We start from the raw sequence: 17,705 nt of genomic DNA, 5'->3' as shown, positions 1-17,705 counted from the left end.
CCCATCGCGCCCCCACCCCCACTCCCGGCYAGGGACGACGCCGCCTAAGATGACCTTCCGACGGACCGTTCGGCCCGTCATCGCCGAGGACGGCGACATGGGAGGAAGCCCGGTGCGATTCCGGCGCGGTCCCGCCACTGTGAACCCCGCGGAGCACCCGCGCCGGGTGAGTCAGGAACTCCCGCCGTCCTCACTGCCCGGGGCGCGGAAACCCCGAGGAAGGCCTGCCGCCGCATGATCCTGCTGCTGTCGACGTCCGACACCGATCTGCTCAGCGCTCGCGCCGCGAACACGGCGGACGGCCCCGTCCCGTACCGGTTCGCGAACCCCTCCCGCCTTCCCCTCGACGACCTCCCGGGTCTCCTCGACGGCGTCGGCCTGGTCGTCGTCCGCCTCCTCGGCGGCCTGCGCGCCTGGCAGGAGGGCCTCGATGTCCTCCTGGCCCCCGGCCAGACCCGCCCGGTCGTGGTACTGACCGGCGAACAGGCCCCGGACGCCCAACTGATGGAGGCCTCCACCGTCCCCATCGGCATCGCTGCCGAGGCGCACGCCTACCTGGCGCACGGCGGCCCCGCCAACCTCGGCCAGCTGGCCCGGTTCCTCTCCGACACCGTCCTGCTCACCGGTCACGGCTTCGAGCCCCCGGCCGGCTCCCCCACCTGGGGCCGGCTGGAGCGCACGGCCGGCCGCGACAGCGGCCCCCAGGTCGCCGTGCTCTACTACCGCGCCCACCAGATGAGCGGCAACACCGCCTTCGTGCACGCCCTGTGCGAGGCCATCGAGGCCAAGGGCGCCCGCCCCCTCCCCCTCTACGTCTCCTCCCTGCGCGCCCCGGAGCCGGAGCTGCTGGCCGAGCTGGAGGGCGTCGACGCCGTCATCACCACCGTCCTGGCCGCCGGCGGCACCCGCCCGGCCACCGCCTCCGCGGGCGGGGACGACGAGTCCTGGGACGCGGGCGCCCTCGCCGCGCTGGGCGTGCCGATCCTCCAGGCCCTGTGCCTGACCGGCTCCCGCAGCACGTGGGAGGAGAACGACGAGGGCCTCTCCCCCCTCGACGCCGCCACCCAGGTCGCGGTCCCGGAGTTCGACGGCCGCCTGATCACCGTCCCCTTCTCCTTCAAGGAGATCGACGAGGACGGACTGCCCGCCTACGTCGCCGACCCCGAGCGGGCCGCCCGCGTCGCCGGCATCGCCGTGCGCCACGCCCGCCTGCGCCACATCGAGCGCCGCGACAAGAAGATCGCCCTCGTCCTCTCCGCGTACCCCACCAAGCACTCCCGCATCGGCAACGCGGTCGGCCTCGACACCCCCGCCAGCGCCGTCGAACTGCTGCGCACCCTCATCTCCCACGGCTACGACTTCGGCCCGGCGGACGGGATCCCCGGACTGGTCTCCGGCGACGGCGACGAGCTGATCCGCGCCCTGATCGAGGCCGGCGGCCACGACCAGGACTGGCTGACCGAGGAGCAGCTGGCCCGCAACCCGGTCCGCATCCCGGCCGCCGACTACCGGCGCTGGTTCGCCGAGCTCCCCGCCGACCTCCGCGAAAGCGTCGAGGAGCACTGGGGCGAGGCGCCCGGCAACATGTTCGTCGACCGCTCCTCCAACCCCGAGGGCGACATCGTCCTGGCCGCCCTGCGCCGCGGGAACCTCCTGATCCTCATCCAGCCGCCGCGCGGCTTCGGCGAGAACCCGATCGCGATCTACCACGACCCGGACCTGCCGCCGTCGCACCACTACCTGGCGGCGTACCGCTGGATCCAGGCCCGCGCGGAGGACGGCGGCTTCGGCGCCGACGCGATGATCCACCTGGGCAAGCACGGCAACCTCGAATGGCTGCCGGGCAAGAACGCCGGCCTCTCCGCCTCCTGCGCCCCCGACGCCGCGCTCGGCGACCTCCCCCTCATCTACCCCTTCCTGGTCAACGACCCGGGCGAGGGCACCCAGGCCAAGCGCCGCGTGCACGCCACCCTGGTCGACCACCTCGTCCCGCCCATGGCCCGCGCCGAGTCCTACGGCGACATCGCCCGCCTGGAGCAGCACCTCGACGAGTACGCGCAGATCAGCGCCATGGACCCGTCCAAGCTCCCGGCGATCCGCGCCCAGATCTGGACCCTGATCCAGGCGGCGAAGCTCGACCACGACCTGGGCCTGGACGAACGCCCCGACGACGACGGCTTCGACGACTTCCTCCTCCACGTCGACGGCTGGCTGTGCGAGGTCAAGGACGCGCAGATCCGCGACGGCCTGCACGTCCTCGGCGGCGCCCCGACCGGTGAGGCCCGGGTCAACCTGGTCCTCGCGATCCTGCGCGCCCGCCAGATCTGGGGCGGCACCTCCGCCCTGCCCGGCCTGCGCGAGGCCCTCGGCCTGGACGAGTCGGCCGCCACCCGCACCTCGGCGGACGAGGTCGAGGCGACGGCCCGCGCCCTGGTCCAGGCGATGGAGGACGCGGGCTGGTCCCCGGAGGCGGTCGCCACGGTCGCGGCGGGCCACCCGCAGGCCGTCGCCGACGTCCTCACCTTCGCCGCCCACGAGGTGGTCCCCCGCCTGGCCGGCACCACGGACGAGATCGCCCACGTGGTCACCGCCCTGGACGGCGGCTTCGTCCCGGCCGGCCCGTCGGGCTCCCCGCTCCGCGGCCTGGTCAACGTCCTCCCCACGGGCCGCAACTTCTACTCGGTCGACCCCAAGGCCGTCCCGTCCCGCCTCGCGTGGGAGACCGGGCAGGCCCTGGCCGACTCCCTCCTCACCCGCTACCGCACCGACAACGACGGCGAGTGGCCCGCCTCGGTCGGCCTGTCCCTGTGGGGCACCAGCGCGATGCGCACCTCCGGCGACGACGTCGCCGAGGCCCTCGCCCTCCTCGGCGTCCGCCCCGTCTGGGACGAGGCCTCGCGCCGCGTCACGGGCATCGAGGCCATCCCCCTCCCTGAACTCGGCCGCCCCCGCATCGACGTGACGCTCCGCATCTCGGGCTTCTTCCGCGACGCGTTCCCGCACGTCATCGGCCTCCTGGACGACGCGGTCCGGCTGGCCGCCTCCCTGGACGAGCCGGCCACCCACAACTACGTCCGCGCCCACGCCCAGGCCGACCTCGCCACCCACGGCGACGAACGCCGCGCGACCACCCGCATCTTCGGCTCCCGCCCCGGCACGTACGGCGCGGGCATCCTCCAGCTGATCGACTCCCGCGACTGGCGCACCGACGCCGACCTGGCGGAGGTCTACACGGTCTGGGGCGGCTACGCCTACGGCCGCGGCCTGGAGGGCCGCGCGGCCCGCGCCGAGATGGAGTCGGCGTACAAGCGCATCACGGTCGCGGCGAAGAACACCGACACCCGCGAGCACGACATCGCGGACTCGGACGACTACTTCCAGTACCACGGCGGCATGGTGGCCACGGTCCGCGCCCTGCGCGGCACGGCCCCCGAGGCCTACATCGGCGACTCCACCCGCCCGGAATCGGTCAAGACCCGCACCCTGGTGGAGGAGACCTCGCGCGTCTTCCGCGCCCGCGTGGTCAACCCCAAGTGGATCGAGGCGATGCGCCGCCACGGCTACAAGGGCGCCTTCGAACTGGCGGCGACGGTCGACTACCTCTTCGGCTACGACGCCACGACCGGGGTCATCGCCGACTGGATGTACGACAAGCTGACGGAAACCTACGTCCTGGACCCCACGAACCGCGCCTTCCTGGAGGAAGCCAACCCCTGGGCCCTCCACGGCATCGCGGAACGCCTCCTGGAAGCCGAATCCCGCGGCATGTGGGAAAAGCCGGACCCCCAGATCCTCGAATCCCTCCGCCAGGTCTACCTGGACACGGAAGGCAACCTCGAAGGCGAATCGGAGTAACCCACCACCCGGGTCACCGAACCCGACCCCACAACACGAACCGGCCTCCTCCCCCACCAAGCGGGCGAGGAGGCCAGCGCCGTCTGGACCGGAACTCGCACACGGAAACACAACCCCATGCCCCTTCTCCACCCTCCCCGTGGGGCCGGTGGGTGGCATGCGTACGGACATGCCGACGGCCCAGGTGCCGGGCGGTCCCGGGAGTCACACTGGGTCCCCTGGAGACAGGAGACCTTCGGACGTCCGGCCGCCTCGGGCCGCCAGGCATCGAGGTTCAAGGCAACCGTGAGGAAGTCACCCTCCACACGGACGACGACGTCGGGATCCTCGATCCCCGCGGCGAACTCCTCGGCGCGGACGTCGTCGAGCAGGAAAACGAAGTGCTCGATCACCACGGGCTGATCCCTGAGGCCGGCATCCGGATCCACCGCGGTGTTCGCGCGGTCCGCCGCGAGGCAGAGCATCGTCGTGAACACCTTGAGGTGATCTGCCCCGAGCAGCACATCGGCCCCGTGGACGACCACGACAATCCCCACTCCGCCCGTGACGGGTTCGTGGAGGTCATCGAGGCAGTCGACCAGAGCATCCCAGTTCCAGCCGAAATAGCCGGGGACCCCGACCACCCGAGCGAAGGCGTCAAGCACACCGGCCTCATCTGCCAGATCGCAAGCATGCACCTCGTACACCCGGCCACTCGCAGCAAGCAGAGCCGCTGCCTGCTCCTTAAATTCAGTCGCCCCACGAGGCCCGAAAATGACCCACGGCGTCTCAGGCCTGGTCACATCGAACGAAGTCACCTCTGTCCCTTCTCGACGAACTCGGCAACAAACACTTTCTCGACAAGGATCACCGAGTCCGCCAAGGGCATGCTTGTCCATCCTTACCCGACCGACCTGTACAGCCGCAGCGGGCAGCACCTGACGAAGCAGCTCGCCGTTCAGTAACGGGAGACCTGAACCCGCTGGCGACGACTGCCCGCCAACCGTCAGGCCCGGCTCGTACTGGCCCGCCTACCCAGCTTGCCGCCGGGTTCGAAACCGGCGTCGCAACCGTCTGCCGGTCCAAACGCGAGGCCATCGAGACCTCGGCCGCTCACGCACCGACCCTGGCAGAGCCACCGTCCACTGACGTTGCCGTCAGACACCTCTGTGGCCCCGCCGGGAGCTTGCCGACGGGGCCACTGTTTTTCTCTTACCGCACACCAGGAGGTGCGGCGCGGCGGTCAGGATTTCCGGCTACCGCCGAGCATCACTCCCCACTCCACGCTGCAATCTCCCCTCCTGGCATGCAAGTCACTCGCTGTCCCTTCGGCCCGACAAGCCCCCACGCCTCATAATCTTCATCCGGCCAGACAGTAAGCTTCGAGCCGCTTTCAAATTCGATCACTAGGCCCCCGGCTCTTCCCACCTTGGCCGCAATAATTACGTCACGGGCCAGCCGAACAAGCTGGGAGGCCACAAGATCCGGAGATTCTGGATCAAAAGACACAAGATCCCCAGACGAGACCTGAAGAACCGCCCGACCTGGTCCGGTCCTTCGCCGAGATGCTTACCGAACTGGACGGCAACCGCCTGCCCGAGTGGATCACCCAGGCGATGACCTCCGGACTACGCGGCATCAGCACCTTCGCTAACGCCCTCAACAGCGACTACGATGCCGTCGAAGCCGGACTGAGCACCCCGTGGAACTCCGGCCAGGTCAAAGGCGCCGTCAACCGCATCAAGATGCTGAAACGACAGATGTTCGGACGCGCCGACTTCCACCTGCTCCGCACGCGCGTACTTCTAGCCTGACGCACCGTAACCACCGCCACAGAACCTGGGCCAGACCCCAGCTCCGACCGTTGACACCACCTCGCCGGATCCGCCGGCCGCTGACGTTGCCGTCATCTACTGCTGTGACCCCAATCAGATATCATCTGACGGGGTATCTTATATACTCGCGCGCGCACGCCACTCGAAGTCAGCAAGTGGCGAGATCTACGCGGAATTCGCGCATTAGGCCTATAATTGAATCCAGAAAGGCGCGATCAAGAGATTCTTGAGATGCCTGAAAGTTCCGCCAAATAATCCTCGCAGGGGGTCCCTCGCCGGAACTTGAAGAAATGCAGTCCGCGAGAGCGTCAAGATTCGATCCAAAGTACCCACCGGGGCCATTGACGGCCTCACCCAATGCGCAATAGAATCCCGACTTTGTGGAAATTTGCCCACCATCCAAGTGGACAAGCTCCTCCATTCCATAGCGGGCGGCCCTGCGGTTCGAAGTGAACCAGGAATTCTGAACGACGTGCAGCCATGCGTCCTGGTAGTTCGCTGGCCACCGAAGCCATTCACCCTTCTCCAGGTTAGCCCCCGATGCCCAGCGTGGCCAAATTCTTTCAGCTTCGGGATATTCGCAGTGATTGCTAAAGAGTCGGTATTTGACGCTCGAAATATTCCTGCCTGGCTTCTCTGTGTCTGTATCTCCGAGCATAACCCGACCGATGAAGTACTCGCCAATTTTTTCTTGTTTTCGGTTCATGACCGCCATTACTGCATCTTCGACCTTCCTTCTACTCATATCGACCTGATGGACTCCCAGGAAGGCCACTTCCGGCGACTCTTCTTCCGGGGCGACAAAGAACCCATCTACGCTTTCAGCGGCAACAAGAACCCCTCCGGACTCTTCATCCGATAGCACGTATAGTGGAAAATCCACCTTGCCCGCTACGGGCAGTTTGTTAGCCATTTTTAATCCCCAAGCCAGAACTGGTGCAGCGACAATAAGGGTCGCTGCACCAGTTAACCAATAGAGCCGTTAATTCCATCCCGCGTCAGGGAAATGGGGTGCGCTGAAGGGTTGAATCTTCGTGTAATGCGTGGATGTCCAGCCATATACCTTGACGCCGTTCGGCAGCTCCTTTTCCAGGATTCTTTCAGTATCCGGCCTGCCCGGCACGCGGTACTCCTTGGAACCCTTCCACCACGGGTGTTCGCGTCCCTTATACGTGTCGTGCGAAGTAATCCGTCCTTCCTTCACGGCGTCGTAAGCCGCAGCGATCTTGTTGTTCATTCCCGTGGGTAGGCGATCCGACAGCTTCCCCTTGGGACAGTTGTTGTTGTGAACCAAGACTGGCGTCTCGCCCGCCAGCACATAGTACGTGTGGAGTCCGGCGACGGTGAGATTGTAGGTGCGCTGACGGGCTTCAAACCGGCGGCTGTCTGAAACGGTGACGACGTGATCGTCGCCGGTGTGGAGCAGCGTGCCCGGTTGCAGGTCAGCAGCGTCGATCCAGGATGATGCTGAGCTGGACCAGAATGGGTGATGTGCGGTCGAGATGACCGAGGAAGATTCGCTTGCCGACTGCAGCGTCAGTTCAACATACTGCTTATCGGTTTCTGTCACGATGACGGCGGAAATTGGTTCTGCGCTAGTTGTGCCGCTTTCGGGATCTGTGGCGAGTACCTCGTCGCCATTCTTGAGATCCTCAATTTTCTTGGTGTCACCACTGGCGAGCCTTACCAGAGTGCCTGCAGGAAAACTGTTGGCTGCTACTTCCGTGAGGCACTCGATGACCGTTGAATCACCCTTCTTCAGTCCCTGCTTGAGAATTTTGAAACCGACCTTGGCTGCCTTGCCAATGCCTATTGATATCAGGGTGATCCCCGCATCGACGGCTGCGTCTACAGCAGCGTCCTTGCATGCTCCGCCGTCACCTTCAACGGCACAGTCGTAGGCATTGCGGAGTCCAACCAGTTCGAGTATGTCGGCATCTTCGGTGGTTCCCATCAACCCCATCTGGCCGGCCGTGTCGCAGAATGCAGCCTTGTCGTGGGTCATGGATGGAGGGGCGCACTGGGAACGTGTCCAAGTTTGAAGGTCCTCGGCCCAGGTATGTTCGGGGCTGGCCCATTTGTGTTGTGCTATCAGTTCGTCATGAGTGGGTACGTAGACATTGTGGATGACGACTGACTTCCCGCTCTTCTTTACAACAGCAGGTGCTGCGGCGCGAGCGGGGCCCGCTGAAAATGAGGAGGTATTCCAATGGGTGCGGACGTAAGTGGTGCCCTCGCTTTGCGGACGTCTCGGGTTGTCCGGCATGACGTACTGCTTGCCCGGGACAAACCCCCTGCAGCTGGCGTCCGGGTCGTGGCCGCTGCAGAGTCCGGATGGATCGGTCTGGTTGATGGGGTTGCCGTTGGCGTACGTGTACCCGTTCATCTGCAGGGGATCTGCGATGTTGATGAGGGGATCCACTGAGATGAAGCGTCCGGTGGCGGGCTCGTATTCGCGGGCGCCTACGTGGGTTAGTCCCGTGTTGGTGTCGTCGACGCCGCTGCCGAGGAATCCTCGGTTGCCGGGCCAGTTGCCGGGCTGGGTGCCGCGGGGGTTGCCGTACGGGTCGGACTTGCGGCGGGTGATGTTCTGGCCTGCTGCGAGGTCGACGGTGGTGGTGGCGGTGCCGTGGTGGTCGGCGAGCTGGACGCTGAGCTGGTGGTTGGTGGCCTTGCCGCTGGTGCGGCGGATGGTGGTGGTGCCAGGGCCCGCGTAGTAGCGGACGGCGTCGAGGGCCTGGCCGGCCTTGTTGACGGTGATCTCGGTGTCGCCGAGGTAGAGGGTGCGGGCGCTTCCGGTTTCCTCGATGAGGCGGTTGCCGCCGGCGTCGTAGAAGTAGGTGGTGGTGTTGTCGAAGGTGAACTGCTGGGGTCCGGTCGCGTTGCAGGACCACAGCTGGAGGTCGCTGCCGTCGGCAGCGTTGTTGGGGACGTCGACGCACTGGTTGGTGGCCGGGTTGTTCAGCGACTTGTCGCTCGCCCGGTAGACGAACTTCTGCTTGTCGCTGCCGTCACAGGCGGCCAGGGCGAGCTTGCTGCCGCTGGTTGTGAGGCATTTGTCCAGTGCGCGGACGGTGTCGCCGGTCAGGCGCCACTGCTGGGCTTTGGTCTCGTTGCAGGGATAGATCTGCACTGGGGTGCCGTCGGCTGTGCCGCCGGATTCCACGTCGATGCACTTGCCGGAGGCTCCGATGACCGAGGCTGCCCCGATGCCGGGGCTGCTGGCGGAGGTGAGCTTGTTCCGGCGGTCCCAGTTCAGAGCCTGGGTGTCGCCATCGATGCGCCGCGTCTTGGTGTTGCCGGACGCATCATAGGTGTAGTCGGTGAGCGAGGTGACCGTGGAGCCCGGGTTGCGGGTGGTCTTTTCGGCCTTGGCCAGGGCGTGGGGCTGAGTTTTCACCGGAGGCTGGGCCCCGCCGGCGATGGTGACGCCGTAGGTGTAGGTGGTTTCGTCGTCCAGTGCCGGGTTGGTCAGGTCGTGGTTGATCAGCTTGGTGCGGTTGCCGATGGTGTCGAACTGGTATTCCTGCCAGAAGCCGTCACCGTCCGGACCGGCAGTGACGTCCGACAGGGTGGGGCCGGTGCAGGCCGCGGTCTTGCCGGTCCAGGCCTTGGTGAGCTGGCCCATCGGGTCGAAGGCGAAGCACTGGCGGTCCTCCCGGCCGCCGGGCTGGGAGTCGGTGATGGAGGTGATGTTGCCGGTGAGGTCGTAGCCGTAGGAGACGTCGCTGATCCGGTTCGGCCCGGTCTCGCGGTCGCTGATCTGGTGGGTGACCTGCCCGGTGTTCGTGTTGTAGAGGGTGGTGGTCCACACCCGGTTGGGGGCATTCCCAGAAGCGGTGCGCAGGACCTCACCGAACGGGCTGTACTTGACGTCGGCGGTGTACCAGGACAGGCCCGACATGCTCTGCGGCATGCCGTCTGCGTTGTAGCGGGTGACGAGCTTCTCCGCCGCTAGGCCTCCTGGCGTGGCGGGGAGGGTGGTCGACTGAACCTTGCCTGTCGGGGTGTAGGTGGTGCTGTAGGTGTAGGTGCCGGCCAGGCCCTTGGCCGCCGGGACGTCCGGGATCGTGATCTTGGTTCCGGTCGGCCGGTACTCGGCGTCGTATCCGGTGACCTCGCTGCTGTAGGCGGCTCCGCCCTCGTAGCGGGTGGAGGCGACGGGCTGCCCCTTGGCGCCAGGCAGGGAGTCGTAAGTCCATGAGGCAACGAGCGGACCGTCGGCAGCGTTGTCCCGAAGCTCCGTCACACGGCCGAGAGCGTCGAGCCCGCTGTACTGCGTGCGGCCGCTGGAGTCCTTCGTCCAGATCTGGCGGTCGAGGTTGTCGAATCCAGCCGAGGTGGGACCCGCGTCGGGGTCAGTGGACCCGGTCTGTCGGCCGCGGGCGTCGTAGGCGTATGTCCAGTTGTTGCCTGCGGGATCTGTGACCTTGGAGAGCTTGCCGCGTACGTCATATTCGTATTTGGTGTCCCTCCAGGTCATGGGGTTGGTGAGAGTAACGGCACGCTGAAGCAGCGTCGTCCGGCCGAACGCGTCGGTGGTGGTCTTGACGGTGCTGCTGCCGGGCAGCGGGGCTGGTACGGCGTCAGCGGACATTCCCGTGCGGGTGAGTGTCCAGTCGGCGGCGTACTCGTTGACGGTGGCAGTCGCCGGCTGTGAGGGGTCGCCGTAGATGGTGGTGGCGCGCAGGACTCGCCCGAGGCCGTCGTACGCCGCAGCGGTCGAGTTCGGAACCTGGAAGTTCGACTCCGGGACGAAGATCTTCCCCTGAGGGTTGTCCTCCGCGTAGTAGCTGTTGTTGGTGCGTCGCACCGCTCCGTTGGCGTTGTAGAGGGTGTCGCCGACGATGCGGCCGCCTCCGAGGGCTTCCTTCTGGGTCTGGCGTGGGCGTAGGAGGCCGTCGTAGATGGCGACGGTGGACTCGTACGTTCCGTTGTCCCGCAGGGCACTGCTGGTGACGACGGGGGCTTCGTGCTCGGAGATCTGGTACGCGAACTTGTACGCGGCCTTGTCCTTGGCCGGGTCCTGGGAGGCGGTCCAGACCTGGGTGACGCGCCCCAGGTTGTCGTACGTCCGGATCACCTTGTGGTTGTTGGCGTCAGCCACTTCGAGGGCACTGCCGCGGCCCGGGTCGACCTTGGACGTTCCCGTGTGGCCGAGCGGGTTTGTGGCGGTGGCGCTGAAGGCGGGGCCTGTCGGCGGGCTGAAGGTCGTCGTCGTGGCGTTGCCCGCTGCGTCGAGTTCCTTGGTGCGGCGACCGAGTGCGTCGTACTCGGTGCGGCTGGCGGTGATCCAGCCGGTGCCTGCTCCGTCGATGGTGTCGACTTGGACGGGAAGGCCCTTGGTGGGCGCCGTGCCGAAGGCGTTCTGGGCGTCGTACGACGTTCGCGCGTCTGAGAAGACGGTGCCGGTAGCGGTCTTGGTGCAGTCACCGGCTGTGGTCCGCACGCGCTGTGCGAGTCCGACGATGTTCTTGTCGGTGTTGTGGACGTAGGTGGTGACCGTGCAGCTGGACTCGGTCGTGTCCCAGCCTGAACCGTTTGAGGTGAGGGCCTCGACCTGCGTCGTCTCAAGCAGTCCGTAGTTGCTGCCGTAGGTGTTCTGCGACCGCACTACACGCGTCTTGCCGCCGCTGATCGGTGTGATCGAGTCGGTGCGCAGCGTTCCGGAGCGGAACGCCTCCAGCGGTGTGGTTCCGTCCCTGGTCCTGGACGCGGTCTTCTGGCTCCACGGCCATGTCAGCTCACGGGAGGCGACGGGGCCGCCTGCCTGGAGGTACGTGATCGTCTCGGCTGCGAGCCCTTGGAGCTGGGGCAGGTCCTCGCCGAGCTCTTCGGTGCCGGTGGAGTCCTTGATCGTGATCTTGGGGCGGCCGGCGTCGCCGGACATGCCGCGGAAGAAGCGTGTGCGTGTCTGAGACTGTTCGGTGGCCTCGGGCTTACCCGTGTTGGCGGTGACGCCGGTGTTCACGAGGACGCTGGCATAACCGCGCCATTGGTTGTAGGTGCGCATTTCGGGCTTGGAGAACTCATCGGTGTCCTTGCCCCAGGCAGCGTCGCCCTCATAGGTGTAGCTCGTGGTCACGTCGGGCTGCCGGGCAACCCGGTCCTTCTCTATGACCTTGTCGACGACGTACTTGTTGAACCACGTCAGCGGCGGGTTCTCGAGATCGTCGTCAGGGGACCAGTGCACCGGGAAGCAGCGGGAGGTGTTCTCCTCGGGCTTCGGATGGGTGCCGCCCACCGGGCAGGGCGCGGAGTAGTCCACTGCCATCTCGCCACCGGTCTCGTTGCGGATGGTTTCCACACGGAGACGGTCGAAATCGGGAGTGGCGTCGGTGGGTCCGGAAGCGATCCGGTTGGGCATGTCCTGGACATTGGGCAGGAAGGAAACCGGCGGCAGGGTAGTGCTCTGTTGATTGTCTGCCGTGTCCTTCGCGGTCCCATAGCCGGTACGGGTGATGGACTCCAGCCACAGCGGCGGGTGCGTGTCGGTCCGCTGTCTGGGGAACGACTGTGCCAGGTTCCACCGGTCGACGAGCGACAGAACAGTCGAGCCCTGGGTGCGTTGCGCCTTGGTGGTGACGGAGGTCAGTCGCTTGCGGGTCCAGAAGGTCGGGGACGAGACGTAGCAGTCCTTGGCCTCTGCCTTGCAGTTCAGCGTGGAGGGAGTGTCCCACCAGGGCTGCTTGTCACCGTAGTTGTTGCCATCGAACTCCGCGTTCGAGCACTGAGTGGTGCCTTCCTTGATACAGCGTTCGGCGACGGTGAACTCGACCTTCGCGGCCGGCGGGCCCGAGAGGTTGTCGCTGCGCAGACCGTAGCTGATCTGGGTAGGGTACCCGCCCCGGTCGTAGGAGACCTTCGCCGCCGTCTTCTCGTTCTTGGCGTAGTAGTTGGTTTCCTTCGCCCAGTCGATCACCATGGCGTTGCCACTTACGTCCTCGACGTAGTCCAGATTCCAACGCCAGGCCTGCGTGCAGGAAGAGTCCGCGAAGGCGGTCTGATGGCAGGGTTCGCCCGGGTGGTTGCCGAAGACGGGGACGGTGAAGACCGAGTTGGTGACGGCTCTGTTGCCAGCGCCGTCCACATCGTGGCGGCCGAAGAAGTAACGAGTTCCGTCGCGGGTGGTGACGAGCCAGTACTCGCCGTCCTTGGCTCCGTTGGCGACGGTGGCGTCCGTCTTCCGCTCGATGCGTGCGCCGTCGTCACCGGCGGGAATCCACTGCCCGGACGCGGCGTCGTGGACCAGCTCGGTCGTGCTACCGCCGAGGGACATCACCACGCTGTCGCCCGCCCAGCACAGGTCGCTCTTCTTCTTGTCGGTGGCGTTGTCGTTGTTCGGAGCGCTCGGCGAGGCCTTCCGGTCCTGGGAGCAGGAACGGTAGCGGCGCTCGATGAACCCGGGCTCGTAGCCCCAGCCGTCACCGATCCAGGACGCCTGACCATTGGCGACGGAGGTTTTGCCGTCGACCGCCTGCGACGCATACGAGAACGCCACCGTCGGGGCCGRCCCCGCGGGCGCGGGGGGCATCGTCAGCGGGTAGCCCCATGAGAAGCCGCCGCCGCTGCCGCCGGCGCTCCAGCTTCCCGAGGGCGCCAAGGGCGTCGCGGTGTACGTACCGCCTGCGCCGGAGGCTCCGTCGGACGCTGCCAGGACCGTCGGGCCGCCGCTGCCGCCGGCCATGGTGCGCATGCCCTGGCCGGGGGCGGTAGCGGGATCGATTGTCGCTCGGACGGTGCCTGTGGCCGGGTCGTTGGTGCTCGGGACGTCCTTGGACACCGAGCACTCCGGGAGATCCGGGGTGGTCAGGAAGCACTCGGGAAACTGCTTGAGCTTGAGGCGGGTGGCCCATTCGGTGCCGTAGAGGTCCTTGAACTTCTTGTAGTCCAGCTGTACGTCGACCGGCGTCGAGCCCTCAGCCGGCGGTGTCACCTTGATGAGGGCGCCGTCGACGTTGGCCGCTTCCGTCTTGGTGCGCGTCTCGACCGATACTGACCAGGTACCGGAGGGCGTCGGCGGAGCCGGATTCTCCGAGGTCGGCGAGGCCTTGCCGATACTCACCGGCAGAGTTCCCGCTTGCACCAGTTGCTCACCCGTCAGCGTGACGGGCTCGGTGCCACCGACAGGCGGCGCCACCTTCGAAGGTTCGTACTCGGGTGGCGACTGGACCGGAGCGCCCGCCCAGCCCTCAAGCTTGGCCGCCTCGACCTTGTCGAGCTTGGCCTTCATATCCTGCTGGAGGCCAGGCAGCTGCACGCCGCTGCGGTCGCCCGGTGGCGCCGCCCAGGCCTGGATGGGCAGGAGTGTTGCGATCAGCGCCACCGAGACGGTGATGCCGGTGCGCCCGGCGAGGCGCGCGCGTCTTGCGCGGGCTCTCTTGTTTCCGGGCAGGCGGAAATGGTGCGCCGAGAACGGCGACATCTGGACCCCCCACGATCTGCCCACGATGTAAGACACACGTATGGCAGGAAACTGACAAATAGCCAGCTGATTCTGTGGCCTGACGCCCCGTAAAGCCATAATCCGATATCCGGTGTGGGCTTTATCACTTTAGGCTCCGAATACTTCGCACTAAAGACCCTAAAAAGGGTTAAATCGGAATGGGTTTGCGTGGTTTGGAGGGGTGACCTTGTCCGCGTGATGGTTCATGCTCAGCTCGCGCAACCCGCACGCGAAAGGCTGTTGGGGAGCGGACCTTTCACGCTTCGAGCCCTTGGCCGAAGCCGTTTTCTGAGTGCCGAGGGCATTGTTGAGGCGTGCCCGAGGGGGGAGAAGTAGAGCCATGTCTGTCAGTAAATCTGTGGATGAAAGTCCGCCAACAGCCTTGAAAGAGAACCAAGTTACGGTCGCGCCTCCGAGTCGTCGCTGGTATCGCCGCCGCCGGGTCCACGGTGGCATGGCCGCCCTTCTGGCCGTCGYTGTCGCCGTACCTGTGGGCGTGCACCTGACTATCGGAGCGGACAAGCCGGAGGCCGCCTCCGCGTCCAAGAGCCCCTCTGGGCCGGTTGCGGCGCCCGAGGCTCGTCGCCTGGCCAGAGAGAGTGGCAAGGAGGTCGAGGTCACGGCCGAGGCCACGGCACACACCAGTACCTGGGCGCAGCCGGGTGGGACGTTCAAGCTGCGGGTGTCGAGTGCGGCGACCCGGGCAAAGGTGGGCAACGAGTGGAAGCCGATCGACACCACCCTGCAGCGGGTGGACGGCGGCTTCGCTCCCAAGGCCGTGAACGGGCGCGTTGTGTTCAGCGCCGGCAGCCAGGCGTCGTCCGGTGATCCAGCGCGTGCTTCGCGCGGTATCTCGCGTAACCCGCTAATGACGCCTGCTGTGGCGAAGGCGGACACTCCGGCTCCGGCATGGACGGATCTGGTGCGGCTGACGCTCGATGGTCATGACCTGACCGTTGCCTGGCCGGGGCCGCTGCCCGAGCCGGTGGTTTCCGGCCCGCGGGCCCTGTACGAGAACGTCCGCCCGGGCATCGACCTTGTGATGACGGCCCAGGACGGCGGATACACCCACGTGCTGGTCGTGAAGGACAAGCAGGCCGCCACCGACCCACTGCTCGGCCAACTGAACTACCGACTGGCCTCACCAGATCTGGCCTTCCACCTGGACGAGGCATCCAAGTCGGTCAGCGCCCAAGACAGCCAGGGTGCGGAGATAGCAGGGTCGCCTACCCCGTTCATGTGGGACTCGGCCGGCAAGGTCGCCGTCACCGAGGGCGAGCCGCAGGCGAAGCCGGCGCCGGAGGCAAAGGACCACCCCACCCTGGCCCTGGCCGGTCTGAACGGCGCGGAGGGCAATCACGCGAAGGCGGCCGGGGCGGCGCTGTCGGCAGAGAACGTGCTGACGGTGACCCCGAACGCGCAGCTGCTGAACGACGGGGACACCGTGTACCCGGTGTTCATCGACCCCTCCTTCAAGGGGCACAAGCAGAACTGGACGACCTTCTACAAGACCGAGGGCGGTTCCAGCTTCTGGAACGGCCAGAACTACAACAGCGGTTCCGGCACCCCCGAGGCGCGTGTCGGGTACGAGTCGACCACCGGCGGTACCTCACGGGCGGCGTTCATCTTCGACTTCGGCAGCCAGCTGTACGGCTCGCAGATCCGTACGGCGAACCTTCGGATGCTGCAGACATACTCCTGGGGCTGTGACCCGAGGGCCTTCGACATCTACCACACGCCGCTGATCACCAGCTCCAGCACCTGGAACAACACGGACAACGGCACGTTCTGGGGCAACCGCATCGCCGGAGCTTCCACCGGCTACGGCTACAACAGCTCCTGCCCCGACGCGTGGGTCGGCATCGACATCAAGTCGAAGGTCGAGGAAGGTGCCCGCGGCGCCTGGCAGAGCCTCACCCTCGGCGTGCGTTCCCCGAACRAGAGCGACGCGAGTTACTGGAAGAAGTTCCAGGCCAACGGCGAGAGCGCCCCGTACATCGAGGTCGAGTACAACAAGGCCCCCGACGAGCCCGCCGTCGCCGGTATGGACACCGTCCCCGGCGGGCTGTGCGTGACCGACGCCCCCTTCAACAAGGTCGGCAAGTCCGACGTCATGTTCGAGGTCCAGGGCCGCGACGGCGACGGCAACCTCAAGCAGATCCAGTTCAAGGTCTGGCGGACCGCCGACAACCAGGCCGTCTTCGACCAGTGGGTCTGGCCCGACAGCTACGGCGTCGCCCGCACCACCATTCCCTGGGAGTCCTTCGCCGCGAACACCTCCTACTCCTGGACCGCCACGGCCAATGACTGGGACGGATCCACCTCCGGGGTGGGCCCCGCCGGTACCGACAAACCGTGTACCTTCACCGTCGACCACAGCCAGCCGGTCAAGCCGACGATCCGCTCCGAGGACTTCCCCGCACCCGGCCCCGACGGCGCCGAATGGAGCAAGAACACCCTCTCCCCCGGCAAGATCACCGTCATCGCGGGCGGCACCGACCCGGCCGACATCCGCGAGTTCCAGTGGTCCCTGAACCACCCCGTCTACGACAAGAAGGCCGTCCCCGCCGCAGGCCAGGACACCGTCACCGTCGACGTGAACCCCGACAACGCCGGACCGAACCTCTTCTACGTCCGCATCGTCAACAAGGCCGGCAACCTCTCCGACCCCTTCATCTACACCTTCTACGTCCGCCCCCGCCCCGGCCTCGACGGCCCCGGCGACGTCACCGGCGACGGCAAGGCCGACCTCCTGGCCATCGACGCGGCCGGAGACCTGCGCGTCTACCCCGCCGACGCCACCGGCGACGTCGACGCCTGGATGCCCGCCGCCACCGACAACGGCAAACCCGCCCCCGCCGGCTACTGGAAGGACGCCACCGGCAAGAGCGCACTGATCGCGCACTCCACCGACTGGTACCCCGGCGACGGCATCACCGACCTCATCGCCCGCATGCCCGACGGCAAGCTCTACGTCTACCAGGGCGACGGCAACGGCCGCTTCGACATCAGCCGCCGCACCGAAATCCTCCTCCCCGACGGCGCACCCGACCCGGCCACCCTCACCCAGATCGTCGTCGTCCCCGACATGAACGGCGACCACGCCGAAGACATCTTCGCCACCGCCGGCGACACCTTCTGGATCCTCACCGGATACAGCGGCGCCAGCATCACCGAAGCCCGCCAGCTCTCCGCCACCAGCTGGACCAAACGCGACATCATCGACGTCCGTGACGTCACCGGAGACGGCGTCCCCGACCTCCTCTTCCGCGACGACGCCGACCCCAACCGAGGCCTCGCCCTACGCCGCGGAAAGCCCGGCCCGAACGGCGGCGCCGACATCAACTCCCTCGCCCTCGCCGTCAACTCCGCCGACGGCAAGGACCTCACCTACGGCACCACCGGCTGGGACAGCACCACCTGGCCCCTCCTGCGCGGCACCCCCGACGTCAACGGAGACGGAATCCCCGACCTCTACCTCACCCGCAACGACGGCACCCTCCACCTCTACTACGGCGGCCGCACCACCATCGGCAACGGCCAACGCGTCGAGGAAGACGACTGGGCCACCGCCCGCACCCTCGGATAAC

At 66.7% G+C, this 17,705-nt stretch carries 6 protein-coding genes, 1 pseudogene and 1 riboswitch; of the genes and pseudogenes, 3 read left to right on the top strand and 4 right to left on the bottom strand.

Annotated elements, in window-relative coordinates; all coding sequences use genetic code 11:
* Positions 1–80: 80 nt before the first annotated feature.
* Positions 81–181, top strand: a riboswitch (cobalamin riboswitch).
* Between the two features lie 53 nt (positions 182–234).
* The gene (gene cobN / locus AB4039_RS33085; RefSeq protein WP_266843376.1) at positions 235–3,855 is read left to right on the top strand and encodes a cobaltochelatase subunit CobN; all 3,621 of its coding nucleotides are present in this window, start codon (positions 235–237) and stop codon (positions 3,853–3,855) included.
* Here the strand turns inward: cobN and AB4039_RS33080 are convergent.
* Together AB4039_RS33080 and AB4039_RS33075 are read right to left on the bottom strand one after the other, a co-directional pair.
* Complete coding sequence (locus AB4039_RS33080; protein WP_442272514.1) at positions 3,813–4,652, bottom strand: barstar family protein; 840 nt, start codon at positions 4,650–4,652, stop codon at positions 3,813–3,815. The genes cobN and AB4039_RS33080 overlap by 43 nt on opposite strands.
* A gap of 451 nt (positions 4,653–5,103) precedes the next feature.
* Positions 5,104–5,355 (bottom strand): annotated as a pseudogene (locus AB4039_RS33075) (DUF6188 family protein); the annotation flags it as partial.
* A 44-nt stretch (positions 5,356–5,399) separates the two neighbouring features.
* Between AB4039_RS33075 and AB4039_RS33070 the strand changes: the two are divergent.
* A complete protein-coding gene (locus AB4039_RS33070; RefSeq protein ID WP_442272513.1) occupies positions 5,400–5,648 on the top strand; it encodes a transposase in 249 nt (82 codons plus the stop codon).
* Between the two features lie 169 nt (positions 5,649–5,817).
* Here the strand turns inward: AB4039_RS33070 and AB4039_RS33065 are convergent, their stop codons facing one another.
* Complete coding sequence (locus AB4039_RS33065) at positions 5,818–6,582, bottom strand: barstar family protein (protein ID WP_442272512.1); 765 nt, start codon at positions 6,580–6,582, stop codon at positions 5,818–5,820.
* A 69-nt stretch (positions 6,583–6,651) separates the two neighbouring features.
* The gene (locus AB4039_RS33060; protein ID WP_442272511.1) at positions 6,652–14,094 is read right to left on the bottom strand and encodes a ricin-type beta-trefoil lectin domain protein; all 7,443 of its coding nucleotides are present in this window, start codon (positions 14,092–14,094) and stop codon (positions 6,652–6,654) included.
* Positions 14,095–14,995: 901 nt separating this feature from the next.
* Between AB4039_RS33060 and AB4039_RS33055 the strand changes: the two genes are divergently transcribed.
* Positions 14,996–17,704 (top strand): FG-GAP-like repeat-containing protein, encoded by a 2,709-nt coding sequence (locus AB4039_RS33055; protein WP_442272510.1) that lies wholly within the window; start codon positions 14,996–14,998, stop codon positions 17,702–17,704.
* The last annotated feature ends 1 nt before the right edge of the window (position 17,705 follow it).

Source organism: Streptomyces sp. M-16 (assembly GCF_052114405.1).
GTDB lineage: Bacteria > Actinomycetota > Actinomycetes > Streptomycetales > Streptomycetaceae > Streptomyces.
This window is presented reverse-complemented; position numbering and strand designations above follow the sequence as displayed.

Bases quoted from the DNA above. Each gene is read 5' to 3' on its own strand.
- AB4039_RS33070 (WP_442272513.1), top strand. From the start codon at position 5,400: ATGCTTACCGAACTGGACGGCAACCGCCTGCCCGAGTGGATCACCCAG.
- AB4039_RS33065 (WP_442272512.1), bottom strand. From the start codon at position 6,582: ATGGCTAACAAACTGCCCGTAGCGGGCAAGGTGGATTTTCCACTATAC.
- cobN (WP_266843376.1), top strand. From the start codon at position 235: ATGATCCTGCTGCTGTCGACGTCCGACACCGATCTGCTCAGCGCTCGC.